A 15,708-nucleotide genomic window follows, 5' to 3' on the forward strand; every position below is an offset into this window, starting at 1 on the left:
GAATGAGCGGACTGCGACACCGGGAGCGAGCCGCATGGGCGGCACGTCCCGAAGGACGTGCCGAAACAAACGGCAGCGCGCACGAATGCCCGCCCGCCGCGCACTGCCTCCCATCCGGACTTTAACCGTCGGTCCAGGAATTTCACCTGGTCAACCGGCCGCTGGAAGCGACCGGGTCGCGGACTATAACCGCCGGTTCGGACTTTCACCGACCCCGGAGTGCGCTGCTTCTGGTACAGCATCAGTGTGCCACGTCTGATCCACGTCCATGCGAGCGATCGCCTGTGGGGTGCCTCACAGGTCGTCCGGATGGACTTCTCCGGCGCATCGCGGCAGGTCAACTCCCGCGAGACTCCTCGTGCTTGACGCGATCGCCCCTTGGTCCGCACCCATTGACCGCCCTGGTCTAGTCCACTTAAGGTCCATGATCAATGGTTTGTCGAAGCCGAGGTGTCGCACTCGCCCCTTGAGCGGCCCGGCGGCGGTGACGGAGGCCCTTGCCCCGCCGCCGGGTCTCCCCTTCCGGGGCGCGCCCGCATCGAATCACCGGGAGCGTGGCGCGAAGAGCTCGTCCTGGGCCGACTCCCGGGCCGTCAGGAGCGCTCCGCGGAGTACCGCGCCGCCGCCCAGCACGCTCGCGCGCACCTCGACCGGCAGCGGGGACATCCGGGTGAGTCGCTCACCGACCCGCGCGGCCAGCACCTCACCGCCCACCTGCCCCACCTCACCGCCGAGCACCACGCATCCAGGGTCGAGAACGGCCACGACGGACGCCGCGCCGATGGCGAGGCGGTCGGCGAGGGCGGAGAGGAAGCGGTCGGCTCCGGAGGAAGCCGAAGGAGAAGGGGAGGGGGAAGAGGAAGGGGAGGGGGAGCGCGAAGGAGAGGGGGAGGCAAGCGCCGCCACCGCTTGCCTCACCAGCGCCGCCGCCTCTGGTTCGCCGGGAGACACCGCTGTCGCCACCAGCCCGTGGCCGGCCGCGAGTTCCACGATCGCGGCGGACCCCGCCAGGGAGTGGAAACCGCCCTCGCAGTCCGTCGCCGAGGGCAGCGTCGACGTGCCCGGCACCGGCAGGAACCCGATCTCGCCCGTGCCGCCGGACGCCCCACGACGGAGTCTGCCGTCGAGCACGACGGCCGCACCGGTGCCGTGGCCGAGCCAGAGCAGGACGAACGTGTCGCGGTCACGGGCGGCGCCGTCACGCTGCTCCGCGAGGGCGGCGAGGTTCGTCTCGTTCTCGACGATCACACGGGCGGGCAGCCGTTCCTGGAGGGCGGCGACCAGACGGCGGTGCCACTCGGGCAGGCCGGAGGAGTCGCGGAGTTCGCCGGTGGCGGGGTCGATGAGGCCGGGGGCCCCGACGCCGACGGTGTGCAGGCGCTCCGCCCCGGCCTCCTTGGCCGCGCGTTCGACCAACGTGACCGCCTGCTCGACGGCGGGCCCGGTGCCGGTGTCGTCCGCGATCGGCACCGACGCCCGGGCCAGCTCCCTGCCGAGGAGGTCGGAGACGACGACCGAGACGCCCTCGGTGCGGACGTCGAGGGCGGCGAGATGGGCCCGGTCGGCGACGATCCCGTACAGACGGGCGTTGGGGCCACGGCGCTGTTCCCCCGACTCCCCCACCACCTCGATCAGTCCGGCGGCCGTGAGGCGTTCGACGAGGTCGGCGACGGTGGGCCGGGACAGTCCCGTGAGCTGCTTCAACTGTCCCGCCGTCAGGGGGCCTTCCTGCTGGAGCAGGCGCAGGGCGAGGCGGTCGTTGATGGCCCGGGCGGTGCTCGGTGATGCGGGCATGCCGGGATCCTCCCAGATCAGTCGCGCAGTCGGTGGCCAGTAAATCATCTATCTATCAGGCAGGGTTCCTGATAGTTTACGGCGGCAGCGCGGGGAGCAGAGCCTGGAGGAGCGGGAAAGATGGGTTACATGGTCTACGACCTGCGTGAGGTGAAGCGGGCGCGGTACGCCGTGGCTGCCGTCTTCGCCGTGCACGGAGCGGTGACGGGCTCGTTCGCGACCCGTGTCCCCTGGATCCAGGACCACACGTCCGTCAGCACCGGCCAGCTCGGACTGGCCCTCGCGTTCCCGGCGATCGGTGCCTCCGTCGCGATGCCACTGGCGGGCCGCATCAGCCACCGCTTCGGCGCCCGTACCGCGCTGCGCGGGCTGATGTCCCTGTGGACGCTGTCACTGATCCTCCCGTCCCTCGCGCCGAACATCTACACGCTGTGCCCGGCCCTCTTCGTCTACGGCGCGTCGGCGGGCATGGCGGACGTGGCGATGAACGCGCTCGGCGTCGAGATCGAGAGCCGCCTCGGCAAGTCGATCATGTCGGGGCTGCACGGCATGTGGAGCGCGGGCGCCCTGGTCGGCTCGGCGGGCGGCACCCTGGCCGCGCACCTCGGTTCGGACGCGCGCCTGCACCACGCGCTGGCGGCCGGGGTCCTGACGGTCCTGGGTCTGACCGCCTGCCGATGGGTGCTGGACCTGCGACCGACCGAGGACGAGGCCCCGCCGCCGCGCTTCGCGCTGCCGCCCAAGTCCGCCCTGCTCATCGGGGCGGTCGGCTTCTGCGCCGTGTTCGCGGAGGGTGCCAGTCTGGACTGGTCGGCGGTCTACCTGAAGGACGAGCTGGGCAGCTCTGCCGGTCTTGCGGCCGCGTCGACGACCGGATTCATGCTGACCATGGCACTGGCCCGGATCGTGGGCGACGCGGTGGTCAACCGGTTCGGCGCGGTGCGCACGGTGCGGGCCGGCGGCGGTCTCGCCGTGCTCGGCGGGCTGCTCGTCGTCGTCGCGGACCATCCGGCCGTGGCGATGAGCGGCTTCGCGCTGATGGGTCTCGGCATCGCGGTCGTCGTCCCGCTCTGCTTCGCGGCGGCGGGGCACAGCGGCCCCAACCCCAGTCAGGCCATCGCGGGCGTCGCCACCATCACGTACACCTCCGGCCTGGTCGCGCCGAGCGCGATCGGCACTCTGGCGCAGGCGACGAGTCTGGTGGTGTCGTTCGGGCTGGTCACGGTGCTGGCGTGCGGCCTTGCCGCGTTCGCGGGGGTGCTGCGCGCGGGCGAGCGCGACCGGCCCAAGGTCAGTCCCGCGACCGCAGCAGTTCCCGACCCACGGCCCTGAAGCGGTCGCTCCAGGGCGTGGGGCGCAGCGTCGCGGCGTCGAGCCGGACGAGGACCCGTGTCCCGTGCGCGTACGTGAGCGCGCCGTCGGCCGAGCAGAAGCGGAAGCCGTACGTCAGTCCGGTGTTCCCCAGACGCTCCAGCCAGAGGTGGACGGCGTACTCGCCGGGGCGGTTGACCGGGGCCTCGTAGCTGATCCGCAGTTCCTTGACGGCGTTGCAGAAGTCGCCCGCCGCCCCCCAGTCGCCCTCGTAGGCCAGGAAGCCCTGGTCGTTCCACAGGGCTGTCCAGGCGCGTTCGACCATGACCGGGTACCGGGCGTTGTGGAGCAGGCCGAGTGCGTCCAGGTCGTCGAAGTGGACGGTGACGGGGAGGAGCCGCCCGTAGGAGAGGGCGGGGGCTGCGGGGGCTTCGGCGGTCACGGGCGGGGCTCCTGAGGGTGCCGGTGGAGACGGTGGGGACACCTCCATCCTAAGCGGCCGCTCAGGAGCCCCTGATCAGGGTGTTCGTATGCCCCCGGTCAGCCGGCGATCGAGTCCAGCTGCTCGGCGGCGGGCCGCAGTGTCCACAGGTCGCCGCCGGGCGGTGTCTCCAGTCTCGGCACCGCGGCCTGGGCCGCCCGGTCCCCCGCGTCGGCCGCCGCGTGCACGATGTCGCTCGCCGCGTAGCGGTGGAACTCCAGCTCCGGGTAGGGCCACGGCGCGGCGCCCGTCGCGGCGGGCAGCAGATAGTCGACCGCCTTGGCCAGGGTCTGGCCGTCCGGCCCCGTGTACCGCCACAGGTTCACGCCGACGTGCCGGCCGATGGCCGCGAGGCGGGTGTAGGCGACGAGGTCGAAGGTCGAGTAGTGCCAGCTGCGGGTGCGGGTGAGCTCCTGGGGCTGGCTGCCGTCCGCGGCGACCTGCGGGTCGATCCGCTTGGGCTCGGCGCCGAGGACGGTCCGGCGGGCGAGGTCCTCGTCGCCGGTCGCGTACGCCAGGGCGGCGAGCTGCATGTCGTAGAAGGTGCCGTGGTTGTTCTTGGCGGCGCCCTCCTCGCCGCCGAAGGCGCTGTTCTCCAGCCAGTCGCGGAAGTCGGTGTTCCAGGCGCGCATGGCGGTGCGGTCGCTCTTCGACCAGCCGGGGGCACCCGTCTCCAGGATCGCGATCGCGTCCAGGACACTGGTGTAGGACTGCGAGAAGTCGATGATGCCGATGGCCCGGCCGTCGTACTTGCAGGGGATGAACTGCCCGTGGTCGAGGTTCGGGTTCATCCGGGTGGCCGGGGCGAGGAACCAGGTGCGCAGCACGGTGGCGGCCTTCTCGGCGTACTGCTTCCTGCCGGTGTAGTACCAGGCGAGGGCGAGGTCGTACGTCGAGTCGAAGACCTTCTCGACGTCCTGACGGTCGGTGCCGGTGTCGACCTCGGGGTTGCGCTGGCCATCGCGCTGGACGTACGGGCAGCCCCAGGGGTTGTCGGCGGTCTTGGGCTGGGAGGGCCACCAGTACGGGGCCTGGCTCAGGTAGTCGTGGACGTCGCCGCCGGGGGCGGGCTTGGGCTTGTCGACGACCGTCCAGGGGCCCTGGGGCAGCCAGTTGTCGGCGCGGACCGTCAAGTCCTTGAGCGTGCGCTTCAGTTGGGGATCCCCGCGGTCGAGGCGGAGTCGGGTCTGCTGGAGCCGGGCGCCGTCGAGGACGACGGTCCGGGGGGCCTTCGGCGCCGCGTGGGCCGAGGCGGAGGGGACGACGACCGCCGCGAAGGTGGCCACGGCGGCGAGGAGGACAGCCAGACGGGGTCGCGCACTCATCAAGCCTCCGATCAGAAATATGAACGCAGTTCATGAGTAAGACCGTGCGAGCCTAGAACCACCAGGTACCCGTGACAATGGTCCGGACAAAGTTTCACGTACGAAGAAAGCGAAACTCACCATGGACCTCGGCGTGCGCTGGAAACTGCACGGCGACGGGCGGACGCCCGCGCCCGGAGCGGTTGTCCGCCCCGATGAACGCCTCTCGTGGCCGCGCACGATCGGGCTCGGCGCCCAGCACGTGGTGGCGATGTTCGGGGCGTCGTTCGTGGCACCCGTGCTCATGGGTCTGAACCCGAACCTCGCGATCATGATGTCCGGCTTCGCGACGGTCATCTTCCTGCTCGCCACCCGCGGCCGGGTGCCCAGCTACCTCGGCTGTTCGCTCTCCTTCGTGGGCGTCGCCGCGGTGATCCGCGCGCAGGGCGGCACCAGCGCCACGGTGACGGGCGCGGTGTTCGTCGTCGGCGTCGCGCTGTTCCTGGTGGGCCTGGCCGTGCAGCGATTCGGGGCGCGGATCATCCATGCCGCGATGCCACCGATCGTCACGGGCGCGGTCGTCATGCTGATCGGCTTCAACCTGGCGCCGGTGACGGCGTCCACGTACTGGCCGCAGGACCAGTGGACGGCCCTGCTCACCATGCTGCTCACCGGTCTGGCGGTCGTCTGTCTGCGCGGTTTCTGGTCACGGATCGCGATCTTCCTGGGCCTGCTCTTCGGGTACGGGATCTCCTGGGTCTTCGACCGGGTCTTCGGAAAGATCCACTCGGTGGACGCGAGCGGCAAGCTCACCGACCACTGGCGGCTAAACCTCTCCGGCGTCGGCAAGGCGGACTGGATCGGGCTGCCGTCCTTCCACGGCCCGTCCTTCCAGTGGTCGGCGATCCTCGTCGCGCTGCCGGTCGTGATCGCGCTGGTCGCCGAGAACGCGGGGCACGTCAAGGCCGTCGGCGAGATGACCGGCGATCCGCTGGACGACAAGCTGGGCACCGCGATCTCCGCGGACGGCGTCGCCTCGATGCTCTCCACGGCGGTCGGCGGCCCGCCCAACACCACGTACTCCGAGAACATCGGCGTGATGGCCGCGACCCGCGTCTACTCCACGGCCGCCTACTGGGCCGCCGCGGGCTTCGCCCTCCTCTTCGGCCTCTGCCCCAAGTTCGGCGCGATCGTGGCCGCGATCCCGGGCGGCGTGCTCGGCGGCATCACCGTCATCCTGTACGGCATGATCGGCCTGCTCGGCGCCCAGATCTGGCTCAACGCCCGGGTCGACCTGCGCAACCCGCTGAACCTGGTGCCGGCCGCCGCGGGCGTCATCATCGGCATCGGTGGCGTCTCGCTGAAGTTCACGGACAACTTCTCGCTCAGCGGCATCGCGCTCGGCACGCTCGTCGTGATCACCGGGTACCACGCGCTGCGGGCGATGGCCCCGGCCCATCTCAAGACCCAGAAGCCACTGCTGGACTCCGGCACGTCCTCGTACGACGAGGCGGACGATCAGCGCGCCAGCTCATAGGCGTACTCCGCCGAGAACGTTCCAGGTGTGCCCTTGCACCCGTCCGACTCCCCCGGCAGCTTCACCCACAGATAGCCGTCGATCCTGGCCTCCCCGGTGTTCAGGGTCGGCGCCCGGCCGATCTTCCGGCCCGCCGGATCGCACCACTCCCCGTCGGCCGGGGCACCGTTGCCGTTGCGACTGGTGTCGATGACGGCGCCGAGACTCACGGGGCCGCCCAGCGCGGACAGCACCTGCCGGGCGTACGCGATCTCGTCGCTCGTACGGTGGAAATTGGAGACGTTGGTGAAGACGCCGTCGGAGGAGGCGGCCGAGGCGGCGCCCGCCCGTGCGAGGAGCGCGGCCTGCTCGCCGGCCGGGTTCCAGGCGGAGTGGCCGGCGTCGTAGTAGACGCGGGCCCGGGGGTCGGCGGCCTTGAGGACGCGGCCGGCGCGGGCCAGCGAGGCGAAGCGGGCGGCCCGGTCGGTCGCGGGGAGGCAGCCGGCCTGGGCGACCGAGTCGGGCTCCAGGATGACGATGACCTCGTCGTCGCCGAGGCCCGCCGCGAAGTCGTCGATCCAGCCGTCGTACGCGGCGAGGTCGGGTGCGCCGCCCTGTGAGGCCCCGCCGCAGTCGCGCTGCGGGATGGCGTACGGCACGACGACCGGGACCCGGCCCTCGGCCGCGGCGCCCGCGGTCACCGCCCTGACCCGCGCGGTGATGGTGGCGGGGGTGAAGTCGGCGAACCAGACGGCGGCCGGGCGGTCGGCGATCCGGGACTCGATGACCGCGCGCCGGTGGTCGCCGGGGTGGGACGCGACCCAGTCCAGGACCTGGGAGTCGGGGTGGCTGTAGAGCAGGGCGGGGGCGGCCACGGTCGCCGGGGCCTTCCTGCTCGGGGAGGGCGTCGGGCTCGGCTTCGGGGACGGGTGGTACGAGGACGGGGACGGCGCGGCGGAGGTCCCGGGCGGGGAGGGCGTCGGCACGGCGGGCGGCGGGCGGAGGCCGGGCGAGCGGGTCACCAGCGGTCGGGCGTCGTCGGAGGGCCGCTCGCGGTCGAGGGCGGACATCGTCCCCGTCACCGCGCCGACCGCCACGACCACCGAGGCCGCCGCGACCATGGCCGCGCGCCGGGCCGCCCGCCTGCGCTCGGCCCTGCGTGCGGCCAGGCGCCGCGCACGTAAGCCTGACACGTACCGCTCCCCCCGGTTCCCACCACGTTTCCGCCGCTCCCGGCCACATCCGCGCCTGACGACACGGGCGGGTTCCCCCGTTCTGGGGATGCGCCCGGCCAGGCGGCGACTCCGGTCAGCCTAGGACTGGGAACCTGCCCCCATGACGCAGTTGGAACAGTTCACCACCCCCGTGGACGCCATCGCCTCCCGGATGCGCACCCTGGCGGCGACCCTGCCGGAGCGGGACGGAATCGCGGTCTTCAACCGCGTCTACCTCACCGTCACGGAGGAGGTCGAACGGCGCCTGGACGCAGGGGAATTCCCGGACGGCGAGGCCGCGGTCACGCTGGATGTACGTTTCGCCGAGCGCTATCTGCGCGTGGCCGAGGAGGGGTCCCCGCCCGCCTGCTGGCGCCCCCTGTTCCAGTTCCGGCGCCATCCGGGAGTACGCCCGCTGCAGTTCGCGCTCGCGGGCATCAATGCGCACATCGGACACGATCTGGCGCTCGCCGTCGTGGACACCTGCCGTACGCTCCGCTGCGAACCAGCCGACCTGGAGGACGAGTTCGAGCGCGTGGGTGACCTCCTCGTCTCGCTGGAGGAGCGCGTCCGCGAAGATCTGATGCCGGGCCCCGACCTCCTCCAGATCGCCGATCCGCTCACCCACCTGCTCGGCTCGTGGAGCCTGGAGAGGGCCCGCGACGCGGCCTGGTCGGCGGCGCGGGCCCTGTGGGCGCTGCGCGGACTCCCCGACCTCGCCGAGGAGTTCGCCGACCGTCTCGGCGCCGCCGTCGGTCTGGCGGGCCGGATGCTGCTCACGCCCCTGGGGGACGGATCCGGCCATATCCCCGCGTACGGCGTGTAACTCACGCTCGTACGCGCTACGTTCACGGTTCACGTGCCTGACGCGAAGGAGCACAAGCATGGCTGCTCGGCTGGGTCTGAGTCTTCCTCAAACACGCCAGTACGACATCGGTCGAGACGTCCCGGACGTGGCGCGCACGGCTGAGGAGATCGGCTACGAGAGCCTGTGGGTGTTCGAGCGCGCCCTGTTCCCGGACCCCGCCACGCAGGGGCTGTACGGCGTCCCGAACCTGCCCTGGCCCGACTCCTACCGCGGGGTCGCCGAGCCGCTGGTGACCCTGACGCTGGCCGCGGCGGCCACGCAGCGGGCGCGGCTGGGCACCAGCGTCCTGGTCGCCCCGTTGCACGGCCCGTTCCAGCTGGCCAGGGCCCTCGGCACACTGGACGCGGCGAGCGGCGGCCGGGTCGTGGCGGGTCTCGGTACCGGCTGGTCGCTCGACGAGTACGCCGCGGCGGGCGTGGCGCCATTCGAGGAGCGGGGCCGGGTCCTGGACGAGGTCCTCGACGTGTGCCGCGCGGTGTGGGGCCCGGACCCGGTGTCGTACGAGGGCCGCCTGACCAGGATCGAGTCGGCCGTGGTCGCCCCGAAGCCCGCCCGGCCGATCCCGATCCTGCTGCCCGCCTTCAGCAAGAAGGCGCTGACCCGGCTCGTGGACCGCGGCGACGGCTGGCAGCCGGTGGCCCAGGGAGGCGCCGACCAACTCGCCGCCCAGTGGCGGCAGGTGCAGGACTTCGCGGCCGAGCGCGGGCGCACCGAGCCGATCCAGTCGGTGGCGCGGATCAACACGCGCTACTCCGCCAAGGCCTACGACGGCGCGGACCGCCAGCCCTTCCAGGGCAACGTCGACCAGATCGTGTCGGACCTGGTGCCGTACGCCGAGATCGGCCTCGACGAGTACTTCGTCGACCTCCAGGACGGCCCGCGGGACGCCGAGGAACTCAAGGACCTGGCCGCCGAGGTGTACACGGCGGCGCGCGCGGCCGGAATCTGACCGGCCGCCCCGCGAAGGCCGGCCCGGTCAGGCCCTAAGCGGGTCGGGCGAAGTCCGCTGCGGTTCGGCAGCGCCCTGAAGGGGCGCGGGGAACTGCGCGACCGGCCACGATGGAGCCGCGGACGATCGACGGCACCTCCCCGCACTTCCAGCGGAGCGCTCAGTCCTCGGGCAGTTCCACCGGCGCGATCTCGTCGTAGACGTCGCCGGGCCCGGGGTTGGTCGGGTCGGTCGCCCCGCCCAGCTGGTGCATGACGCCCCAGACCGCGTTCAGCGCGGTCTGCACGGCACCCTCGGCCCAGCCGGCCGTCCAGGAGATGTCGTCGCCTGCGAGGTAGATGCCCCGCTTGTCCTCGGGCAGTGCGTCCTGCATGAAGTGCGTGAACAGGCGGCGCTGGTAGCGGTAGTGGCCGGGCAGGTTGGCCTTGAACGCGCCCATGAAGTAGGGCTCGTTCTCCCAGGACACGGTCACCGGGTTGCCGATGATGTGCTTCCTGATGTCGACCTGCGGGTAGATCTCGCCGAGCGACTTCAGCATGACCTCCATCCGCTCGTTCGCGGACAGCGGCAGCCACTTCAGGCTGTCGTCGCACCACGTGTACGAGAGGCAGATGACGGCGGGCTTGTCCGGGCCCTCGTCGAGGAGGTAGGTCCCGCGGGTCATGCGGTCGGTGAGCGTCATCGACATGACGTCACGCCCCGTCGGATTTCCCCTGTCGTCGACGGCCTTGTCCAGCCAGAACGGCCGGTCCACGGGCACGAAGAGCTTGCTCGACTCCATGTAGTGGGTGCGCTCCATCGCCGTCCAGTGGTCGATCGGGAAGAGCGAGTCGTCGCAGGCGATCTTGGAGAGCAGCAGCCAGGACTGGGCGGTGAAGATCGCCGCCTTGAAGGTGCGGATGTCGCCGTTCGCGTCGGTGACGGTGATCTGGTTGCCCGCGGTGCGGTGCAGCCGGGTCACGGCCGGGCGCGGGGCGCCGTCGTGCAGCTTCGCGAGCGAGGTGCCGTAGGCCCAGTGCACGATCTTCTGCGGCTCGCGCTCCCACAGGCGCAGCGGCAGCTGCTGGGAGCCGCCGACGATGCCGCGGTGGTGGTCGTCGGCCTCGGTGTAGACGACGCGCAGGATCTCGAGGATCGAGTTCGGGAAGTCGGTGTCCCAGCCTCCGGTGCCGAAGCCGACCTGGCCGAAGATCTCGCGGTGCCGGAAGGACTTGAAGGAGTCCGAGTCGCAGAGGAAGCCGTAGAAGGTCTGGTTGTCGAGCTTCTCGACGAGCTTCGCCCAGATCTCGCGGATGCGCGGCACATCGCGCTCACGCATGGCCTGGTTCATGTCGGAGAAGTCGGCGCCCTCTTCGAGGCAGGCGTTCCAGGCGTTCATCACGTCGCGGTAGACCTGCGGCAGGTCGTCGACGGTGGTCGCGTAGTGCGACTCGCCCTTGAGGTCGACGACCGTCGAAGGAGTGCACTCCGCGAGCGGGTTGGGGAACGGCCGGGTCTCCAGACCCACCAGGTCGATGTAGTGCTGGAGGGCGGTGGAGGAGGGCGGGAAGCGCATGGCGCCCATCTCGGCGGTCAGCGACGGGTCGCACCCCTCGAAGCCCACGGTGCGCAGGCGACCACCGATCTCGTCGGCCTCGTAGACGACGGGCTTGAGGCCCATCTTCATCAGCTCGTAGGCGGCCACGATGCCGGACAGGCCGCCGCCGATGACCGCGACCTCGGTGCCGTGCTCGGTCGCGGGTATCTGGCCGAGGCCCGCCGGGTGGGCGAGGAAGTCGTCGTACGCGTACGGGAAGTCCGGGCCGAACATGGTGATCGGCGGCTGCTGCGCGTCGGCGTGCTGGACGGCGGTGGGCACCGTGGACGTCATGGGGTACGGACTCCTTGCGGGAAAGCTGGTGAGGGAAGGCGAGGCGCCGGGGGACGGCCGGGTGTCAGACGAGCGACCCGTAGAGGCCGGGGCGGCGGTCCTTCAGATACGGGTTCGCCTCGCGCGAGGCCGCGAGGAAGCCGGGGTCGGCGTCGGCGAGGACGAGTTCCTCACCGCGTCCGGCCCGGGTACGGGCGATCCCGTCGGGGCCGGCCAGCGTGGACAGTCCGACGAACTCGAACTCGCCCTCCGGACCTACCCGGTTGACGTACGCGACGTACATCTGGTTCTCGAAGGCGCGCACCGGGACGACGGCCTCGGCGACGAACTGGAAGGGGTGCATCTGCGCGGTCGGCACGACGAGGAGGTCGGTGCCGGCGAGGGCGTGCGCCCGGACGTTCTCCGGGAACTCGACGTCGTAGCAGATCATGAGGCCGACGCGGAGGCCGTTCAGCTCCGCCTGGACGACGGGCTGCTCGCCGGGCGTGAAGTGGTCGCGCTCGAAGCAGCCGAAGAGGTGGGTCTTGCGGTAGTTCGCGAGGCGGGTGCCGTCGGCGGAGATGAGCTGCGCGGAGTTGTAGACCGTCTCGCCCTCGCGCTCGGGGTAGCCGTAGACGACGGCGACGCCGTGGCGGGTGGCGATCGCGGCGATCGCGTCGGCGGAGTCCCCGTCGGCGGGCTCGGCGAGGCGGGCGATGTCGTCGCCGATCGCGTACCCGGTGAGGAACATCTCCGGCGCCGCCACGAGCCCGGCGCCGGCAGCGGCGGCGCGGCCCGCGGCCTCGTCGAGGACCTTCAGGTTCTCGACGACCGAGCCGGGGCGGCCGGAGCTCTGGAGCAGGGCTGTGCGCATGCGTGGTCCTCACGGGTACGGAGGGGTGTCGGGGGCTGCTTAGACGGTACGGGCGGGGGGCTCGGGGGGACAAGGAGGAGCCGTTGCGCGCCGGTGGACGAATCGTTGCGTGCGCCCCGCCTCCGGCGGCGATTCGTTGCGCGCCCTCGGGCGGGGCCCAAAACCCTTGAGGCGCAGGTCACAGACGCCGTCACGAGCCGACGCGACCTTGCCGTGCCGAGCCGTCCCGGCCGCACGGCCCGTGTCCCGTTCTCACAGCGCGCGCAGTCGCTCCACGATCTCGCGCAGCAGCTCGGGGTCGGCCGCCGGGCCGCCCTGTTCCGGCCGCCGGGGCGCGTCGATGCGTACGAGACCGGCCTCGGCCAGATCGCCGAGCAGCACGCGTACGACGGTCAGGGGCAGGTCGGCGTCGGCGGCGAGCTCGACGACCGGCCGGGGTCCGTGGCGCACCAGGGCCAGCAGGGCGGCGCCGGCGTGGTCGACACCCGGCCGGCCCTCTTCCGTCCTCAGGGCGGTGACCCGCGACATCAGATCGATCGTGTGCCGGTCCGAGGGCCGGGTACGGCCCCGGGTCACGGTGTAGGGCCGCACCATCGACCCGGTCTCGTCCTCGTACCAGTGGTCGTCGGTCACGGCCGGGTCAGGGGCCCGCGGGGTCGGCGGCCGACCGTACGGCGGCGGCCATGTGGCGGCCGACGCGGCGCACCAGCAACGCCATCTCGTGGGCGAGCTGTCCGACGTCCGTCTGCACCTCGCTCAGGACGGCCAGCCGGCTGCCGTCGCCCGCCGGGGTGATGAAGAGGTAGGCGTCGTCGAGCATCACCATGGTCTGGCGCACCTCCCCCGCGGCGAAGCGTTCACCGGCCGAGCGGGCCAGGCTGTGGAAGCCGGAGCAGACGGCGGCGAGGTGCTCGATGTCCCGTCGGCGCATGCCGTCCGAGCAGCTCAGCGGGAGGCCGTCGGCGGTCAGGAGCACGGCCTGGCGGACGTGGTCGGTCCTGGCCACGAGGTCGTCGAGCAGCCAGCCGAGGTCCGTGCCGGGCGGTTCGGGGGTGCTGTCCTGGGGCTCGGAGGCCCGGTCGGAGTGCTCGGGGGTCTGGTCACGGAGCATCGTCGGCGTCCGTCCCTTCCTCGGTGTCGGTTCGCCGCTCGGATCCGGGCCCGGTGGGCAGGCCCTTGCGGCCGCGGTCGAGGCCGCGCTGGAAGGCGCCGAAGACCGCGCGGACCTCCTCGGGGGTGACCTCGCGCTGCGACGGCTCGTCGGCGGCGGGGCCCTCGGTGCGCAGTTCGGGGGCGAGGGAGGTCTGCCGGACGCGGGTGGGCAGCGCGGGCGGGCTCGTGGCGGGAGCGTTCTTGGGCACACGGTCCGCGTGCCGCTCAGGTGCCTCCCGCTGTTTCTCAAGGACCGCGGCGCCCTTCCGGGAAGTCTCCGAGGTCCGGGAGGTGCGCGACGGCAGTGCCCGCGGGTCCGTGTCCGCCGCCGGCCCCGGCCGCTCGGGGTCGACCGGCGCGAGGACCGTCTCCGGCAGCAGCACCACCGCCGTCGTACCGCCGTACGGCGACCGGCACAGCGTGACCTCGATGCCGTGCCGTGCGGCGAGCCGCCCCACCACGTACAGCCCGAGCCGGTCGTGCCGGGTCGGGTCGAAGTCGTCCGGCGTGGTGAGGGTGCGGTGGGCCTCCTCGATCTGTTCGGGTTCGAGACCGAGGCCCCGGTCGTCGATCTCCAGGACGAACCCGCCCCCGGCCCGGCCGGTGCGCAGGGTGACCTGGGTCCGGGGCGGTGAGAACACGGTGGCGTTCTCGACGAGTTCGGCGATCAGGTGGACGACGTCGGCGACGGCGTCCGCCGCCACGCCCACCTCCGGCATCGGCGGGACCACGACGCGCGCGTACTCCTCGATCTCGCTCACCGCGGAGGCCACCACACGGGCGACCGGTACGGGCCTGCGCCATCTGCGGCCGGGCGCCGCGCCGGAGAGGATGATCAGGCTCTCCGCGTGGCGCCGCATCCGGGTGGTGAGGTGGTCGATCCTGAACAGGTCGTCCAGGACGTCCGGGTCTTCGGTGCGCCGCTCCAGCGTGTCGACCAGTTTGAGCTGGCGGTGGACGAGCGCCTGGTTGCGGCGGGCGATGTTGAGGAGCACCGCGAACAGCCCGCGGCGCAGGGTGGCCTGCTTGACGGCCGCCTCGACGGCCGCGAGACGGGCGGTGTTGAAGGAGCGGCCGACCTGGCCGATCTCGTCGGCTCCCGCCTCCCCGTCGGCCAGGGGCGGTGCCTCGGTGGCGGCGTCCACGTCCTCGCCCGCGCCGAGCCGCCGCATCACGTCGGGCAGTTGGCGGGTGGTGAGGAGGTCGGCGGCGTCCCGGAGGGTCTCCAGGCGGCGCGAGATGCGCCGGGCGCCGCGCACGGCGAGCCACAGGGACAGTCCGACGGCGGCGAGTCCGAGTGCACCGACGATCGCCGCCTTGGCCAGCTCCCGGTAGGCGAAGGCCCGTCCGCGTTCGGCGGAGTTGACGGCCGACCGCGTGCACAACTGCATGTACCGCTTGACGGCCCGGTCGGTGGTGGTGCGCCAGGAGCCGGCCGCGACGGCCTCCCCCGCACCCCGTGCGCCCGCCCGCAGCAGCGCGTCCTCACCCCGGGTCAGCTCCCGGTACAGGGAGCCGCGCTGGAACTCCTCGAAGAGGGCGCGCGAGTCGGCGGGGAGGTCGGGCACATACGTCCGCTCGAAGACCCGGCGGTCCTCGATCGTCGCGGTGAGCGTGTCGTACTGGCGGTCGGTGAGCGATCCGGCGGCTCGCGCCCCGGCGACGAGCGCGTCCTCCCGCGAGACGAACTCCCTGACCCGCACCAGCTCGATGACGACCTGGGCCTCGCGAGCCAACTGTCCGGCCTGCAGCGCGGTGAGGGCGGACTGGACGTCGAAGCCCGGCTCCACGAGGGCGCCGTACTCGGTGACCGCCCGGTCCCAGCTGATGGCACGGGAGAGCACCCGCTCCCGCAGCCCCTCCAGCCCGTCGAAGGAGCGCAGCACGGCGTCGAGCACCTGCCGCTGCCTGCCGGAGAGCCGCCCGCGGTCGCCGTCCCGGATCGCCGTCCGCATCGCGGTCACGGCGCGGTCGGTGCGGCGCTGCTGCTCCATCAGGTCGAGGGCCGCCGCCGTGCCGTGGCCGGCGCCCAGATAGGCGGCCGCGAGCCGCCGTTCGATCTGGATCTGGCCGATCGCCGTGTCGACGGGCGTCCCGAAGTCGTCGTACACCCCCTGGACCCGGACGAGCGCGCGCAGTTCGCCGGTGACGGACACCATGGCGAAGCTCCACAGCACCATGAGGGCGACCACCGGTGCGAGCGCGAGCGCCACGATGCGCGTACGGACCGTGGCGGGACGGCCGAAGGACCAGCGCATGGACTCCCCAGGACGACAGGACGGTCGAGTGGCCGGGCGACGGTTGGTTACCCATCGGTGTTACTCGCTGGTAGCGGGCGCGGATCAACCTACGTGATGGCGCGCCCGCACCGCAATGGTTTCCTGGACCGCCGCTCG

The 15,708-nt window shown here is 72.2% G+C and carries 13 protein-coding genes and 1 riboswitch; of the genes, 4 read left to right on the forward strand and 9 right to left on the reverse strand.

The features are described 5' to 3' along the window. Positions 1-96 precede the first annotated feature (96 nt). Positions 97-227, reverse strand: a riboswitch (FMN riboswitch). Between the two features lie 316 nt (positions 228-543). After that, positions 544-1,794, reverse strand: coding sequence for an ROK family transcriptional regulator (locus ACZ7M2_RS34865; protein WP_471598709.1), 1,251 nt, complete (start codon positions 1,792-1,794; stop codon positions 544-546). 129 nt (positions 1,795-1,923) lie between these two features. Here ACZ7M2_RS34865 and ACZ7M2_RS34870 point away from each other — a divergent pair, with 129 nt between their 5' ends. After that, on the forward strand, positions 1,924-3,126 hold the full coding sequence (locus tag ACZ7M2_RS34870) for an MFS transporter (RefSeq protein ID WP_471598824.1): 1,203 nt from the start codon (positions 1,924-1,926) through the stop codon (positions 3,124-3,126). On the opposite strand, the gene ACZ7M2_RS34875 is transcribed toward ACZ7M2_RS34870, so the two are convergent. After that, the gene (locus ACZ7M2_RS34875; RefSeq protein ID WP_471598710.1) at positions 3,086-3,547 is read right to left on the reverse strand and encodes an acyl-CoA thioesterase; all 462 of its coding nucleotides are present in this window, start codon (positions 3,545-3,547) and stop codon (positions 3,086-3,088) included. The two genes, ACZ7M2_RS34870 and ACZ7M2_RS34875, sit on opposite strands and share 41 nt — an antisense overlap. A 98-nt stretch (positions 3,548-3,645) precedes the next feature. After that, positions 3,646-4,911 carry an alginate lyase family protein gene (locus ACZ7M2_RS34880; protein WP_471598711.1) on the reverse strand — a complete coding sequence of 422 codons (1,266 nt, stop codon included), beginning with the start codon at positions 4,909-4,911 and terminating at the stop codon, positions 3,646-3,648. Between the two features lie 121 nt (positions 4,912-5,032). Here ACZ7M2_RS34880 and ACZ7M2_RS34885 point away from each other — a divergent pair, with 121 nt between their 5' ends. After that, a complete protein-coding gene (locus ACZ7M2_RS34885) occupies positions 5,033-6,427 on the forward strand; it encodes a uracil-xanthine permease family protein (protein WP_471598712.1) in 1,395 nt (464 codons plus the stop codon). Here the strand turns inward: ACZ7M2_RS34885 and ACZ7M2_RS34890 are convergent. Next, positions 6,409-7,599: a glycoside hydrolase family 6 protein gene (locus tag ACZ7M2_RS34890; protein ID WP_471598713.1), complete on the reverse strand. Its 1,191-nt coding sequence runs from the start codon at positions 7,597-7,599 to the stop codon at positions 6,409-6,411. The two genes, ACZ7M2_RS34885 and ACZ7M2_RS34890, sit on opposite strands and share 19 nt — an antisense overlap. A 142-nt stretch (positions 7,600-7,741) precedes the next feature. On the opposite strand from ACZ7M2_RS34890, the gene ACZ7M2_RS34895 reads away from it, so the two are divergent. Both ACZ7M2_RS34895 and ACZ7M2_RS34900 read left to right on the forward strand, forming a co-directional pair. Next, the gene (locus ACZ7M2_RS34895) at positions 7,742-8,446 is read left to right on the forward strand and encodes a DUF5995 family protein (RefSeq protein ID WP_471598714.1); all 705 of its coding nucleotides are present in this window, start codon (positions 7,742-7,744) and stop codon (positions 8,444-8,446) included. Between the two features lie 58 nt (positions 8,447-8,504). After that, the gene (locus ACZ7M2_RS34900; protein ID WP_471598715.1) at positions 8,505-9,437 is read left to right on the forward strand and encodes an LLM class F420-dependent oxidoreductase; all 933 of its coding nucleotides are present in this window, start codon (positions 8,505-8,507) and stop codon (positions 9,435-9,437) included. A gap of 160 nt (positions 9,438-9,597) precedes the next feature. On the opposite strand, the gene ACZ7M2_RS34905 is transcribed toward ACZ7M2_RS34900, so the two are convergent. The 5 genes from ACZ7M2_RS34905 to ACZ7M2_RS34925 form a co-directional block, all read right to left on the reverse strand. Next, a complete protein-coding gene (locus ACZ7M2_RS34905) occupies positions 9,598-11,307 on the reverse strand; it encodes a flavin monoamine oxidase family protein (protein WP_471598716.1) in 1,710 nt (569 codons plus the stop codon). A gap of 64 nt (positions 11,308-11,371) precedes the next feature. Beyond that, on the reverse strand, positions 11,372-12,160 hold the full coding sequence (locus tag ACZ7M2_RS34910) for a carbon-nitrogen hydrolase family protein (RefSeq protein WP_471598717.1): 789 nt from the start codon (positions 12,158-12,160) through the stop codon (positions 11,372-11,374). 252 nt (positions 12,161-12,412) lie between these two features. Further along, positions 12,413-12,793, reverse strand: coding sequence for a DUF742 domain-containing protein (locus tag ACZ7M2_RS34915; RefSeq protein ID WP_403694961.1), 381 nt, complete (start codon positions 12,791-12,793; stop codon positions 12,413-12,415). A gap of 7 nt (positions 12,794-12,800) precedes the next feature. Next, positions 12,801-13,271 (reverse strand): roadblock/LC7 domain-containing protein, encoded by a 471-nt coding sequence (locus ACZ7M2_RS34920; RefSeq protein WP_471598718.1) that lies wholly within the window; start codon positions 13,269-13,271, stop codon positions 12,801-12,803. Continuing rightward, positions 13,261-15,570: a sensor histidine kinase gene (locus ACZ7M2_RS34925; protein WP_471598719.1), complete on the reverse strand. Its 2,310-nt coding sequence runs from the start codon at positions 15,568-15,570 to the stop codon at positions 13,261-13,263. The genes ACZ7M2_RS34920 and ACZ7M2_RS34925 overlap by 11 nt, the downstream gene beginning before the upstream one ends. Positions 15,571-15,708: the final 138 nt, after the last annotated feature.

It is taken from the genome of Streptomyces sp. NPDC111507 (genome assembly GCF_055638955.1).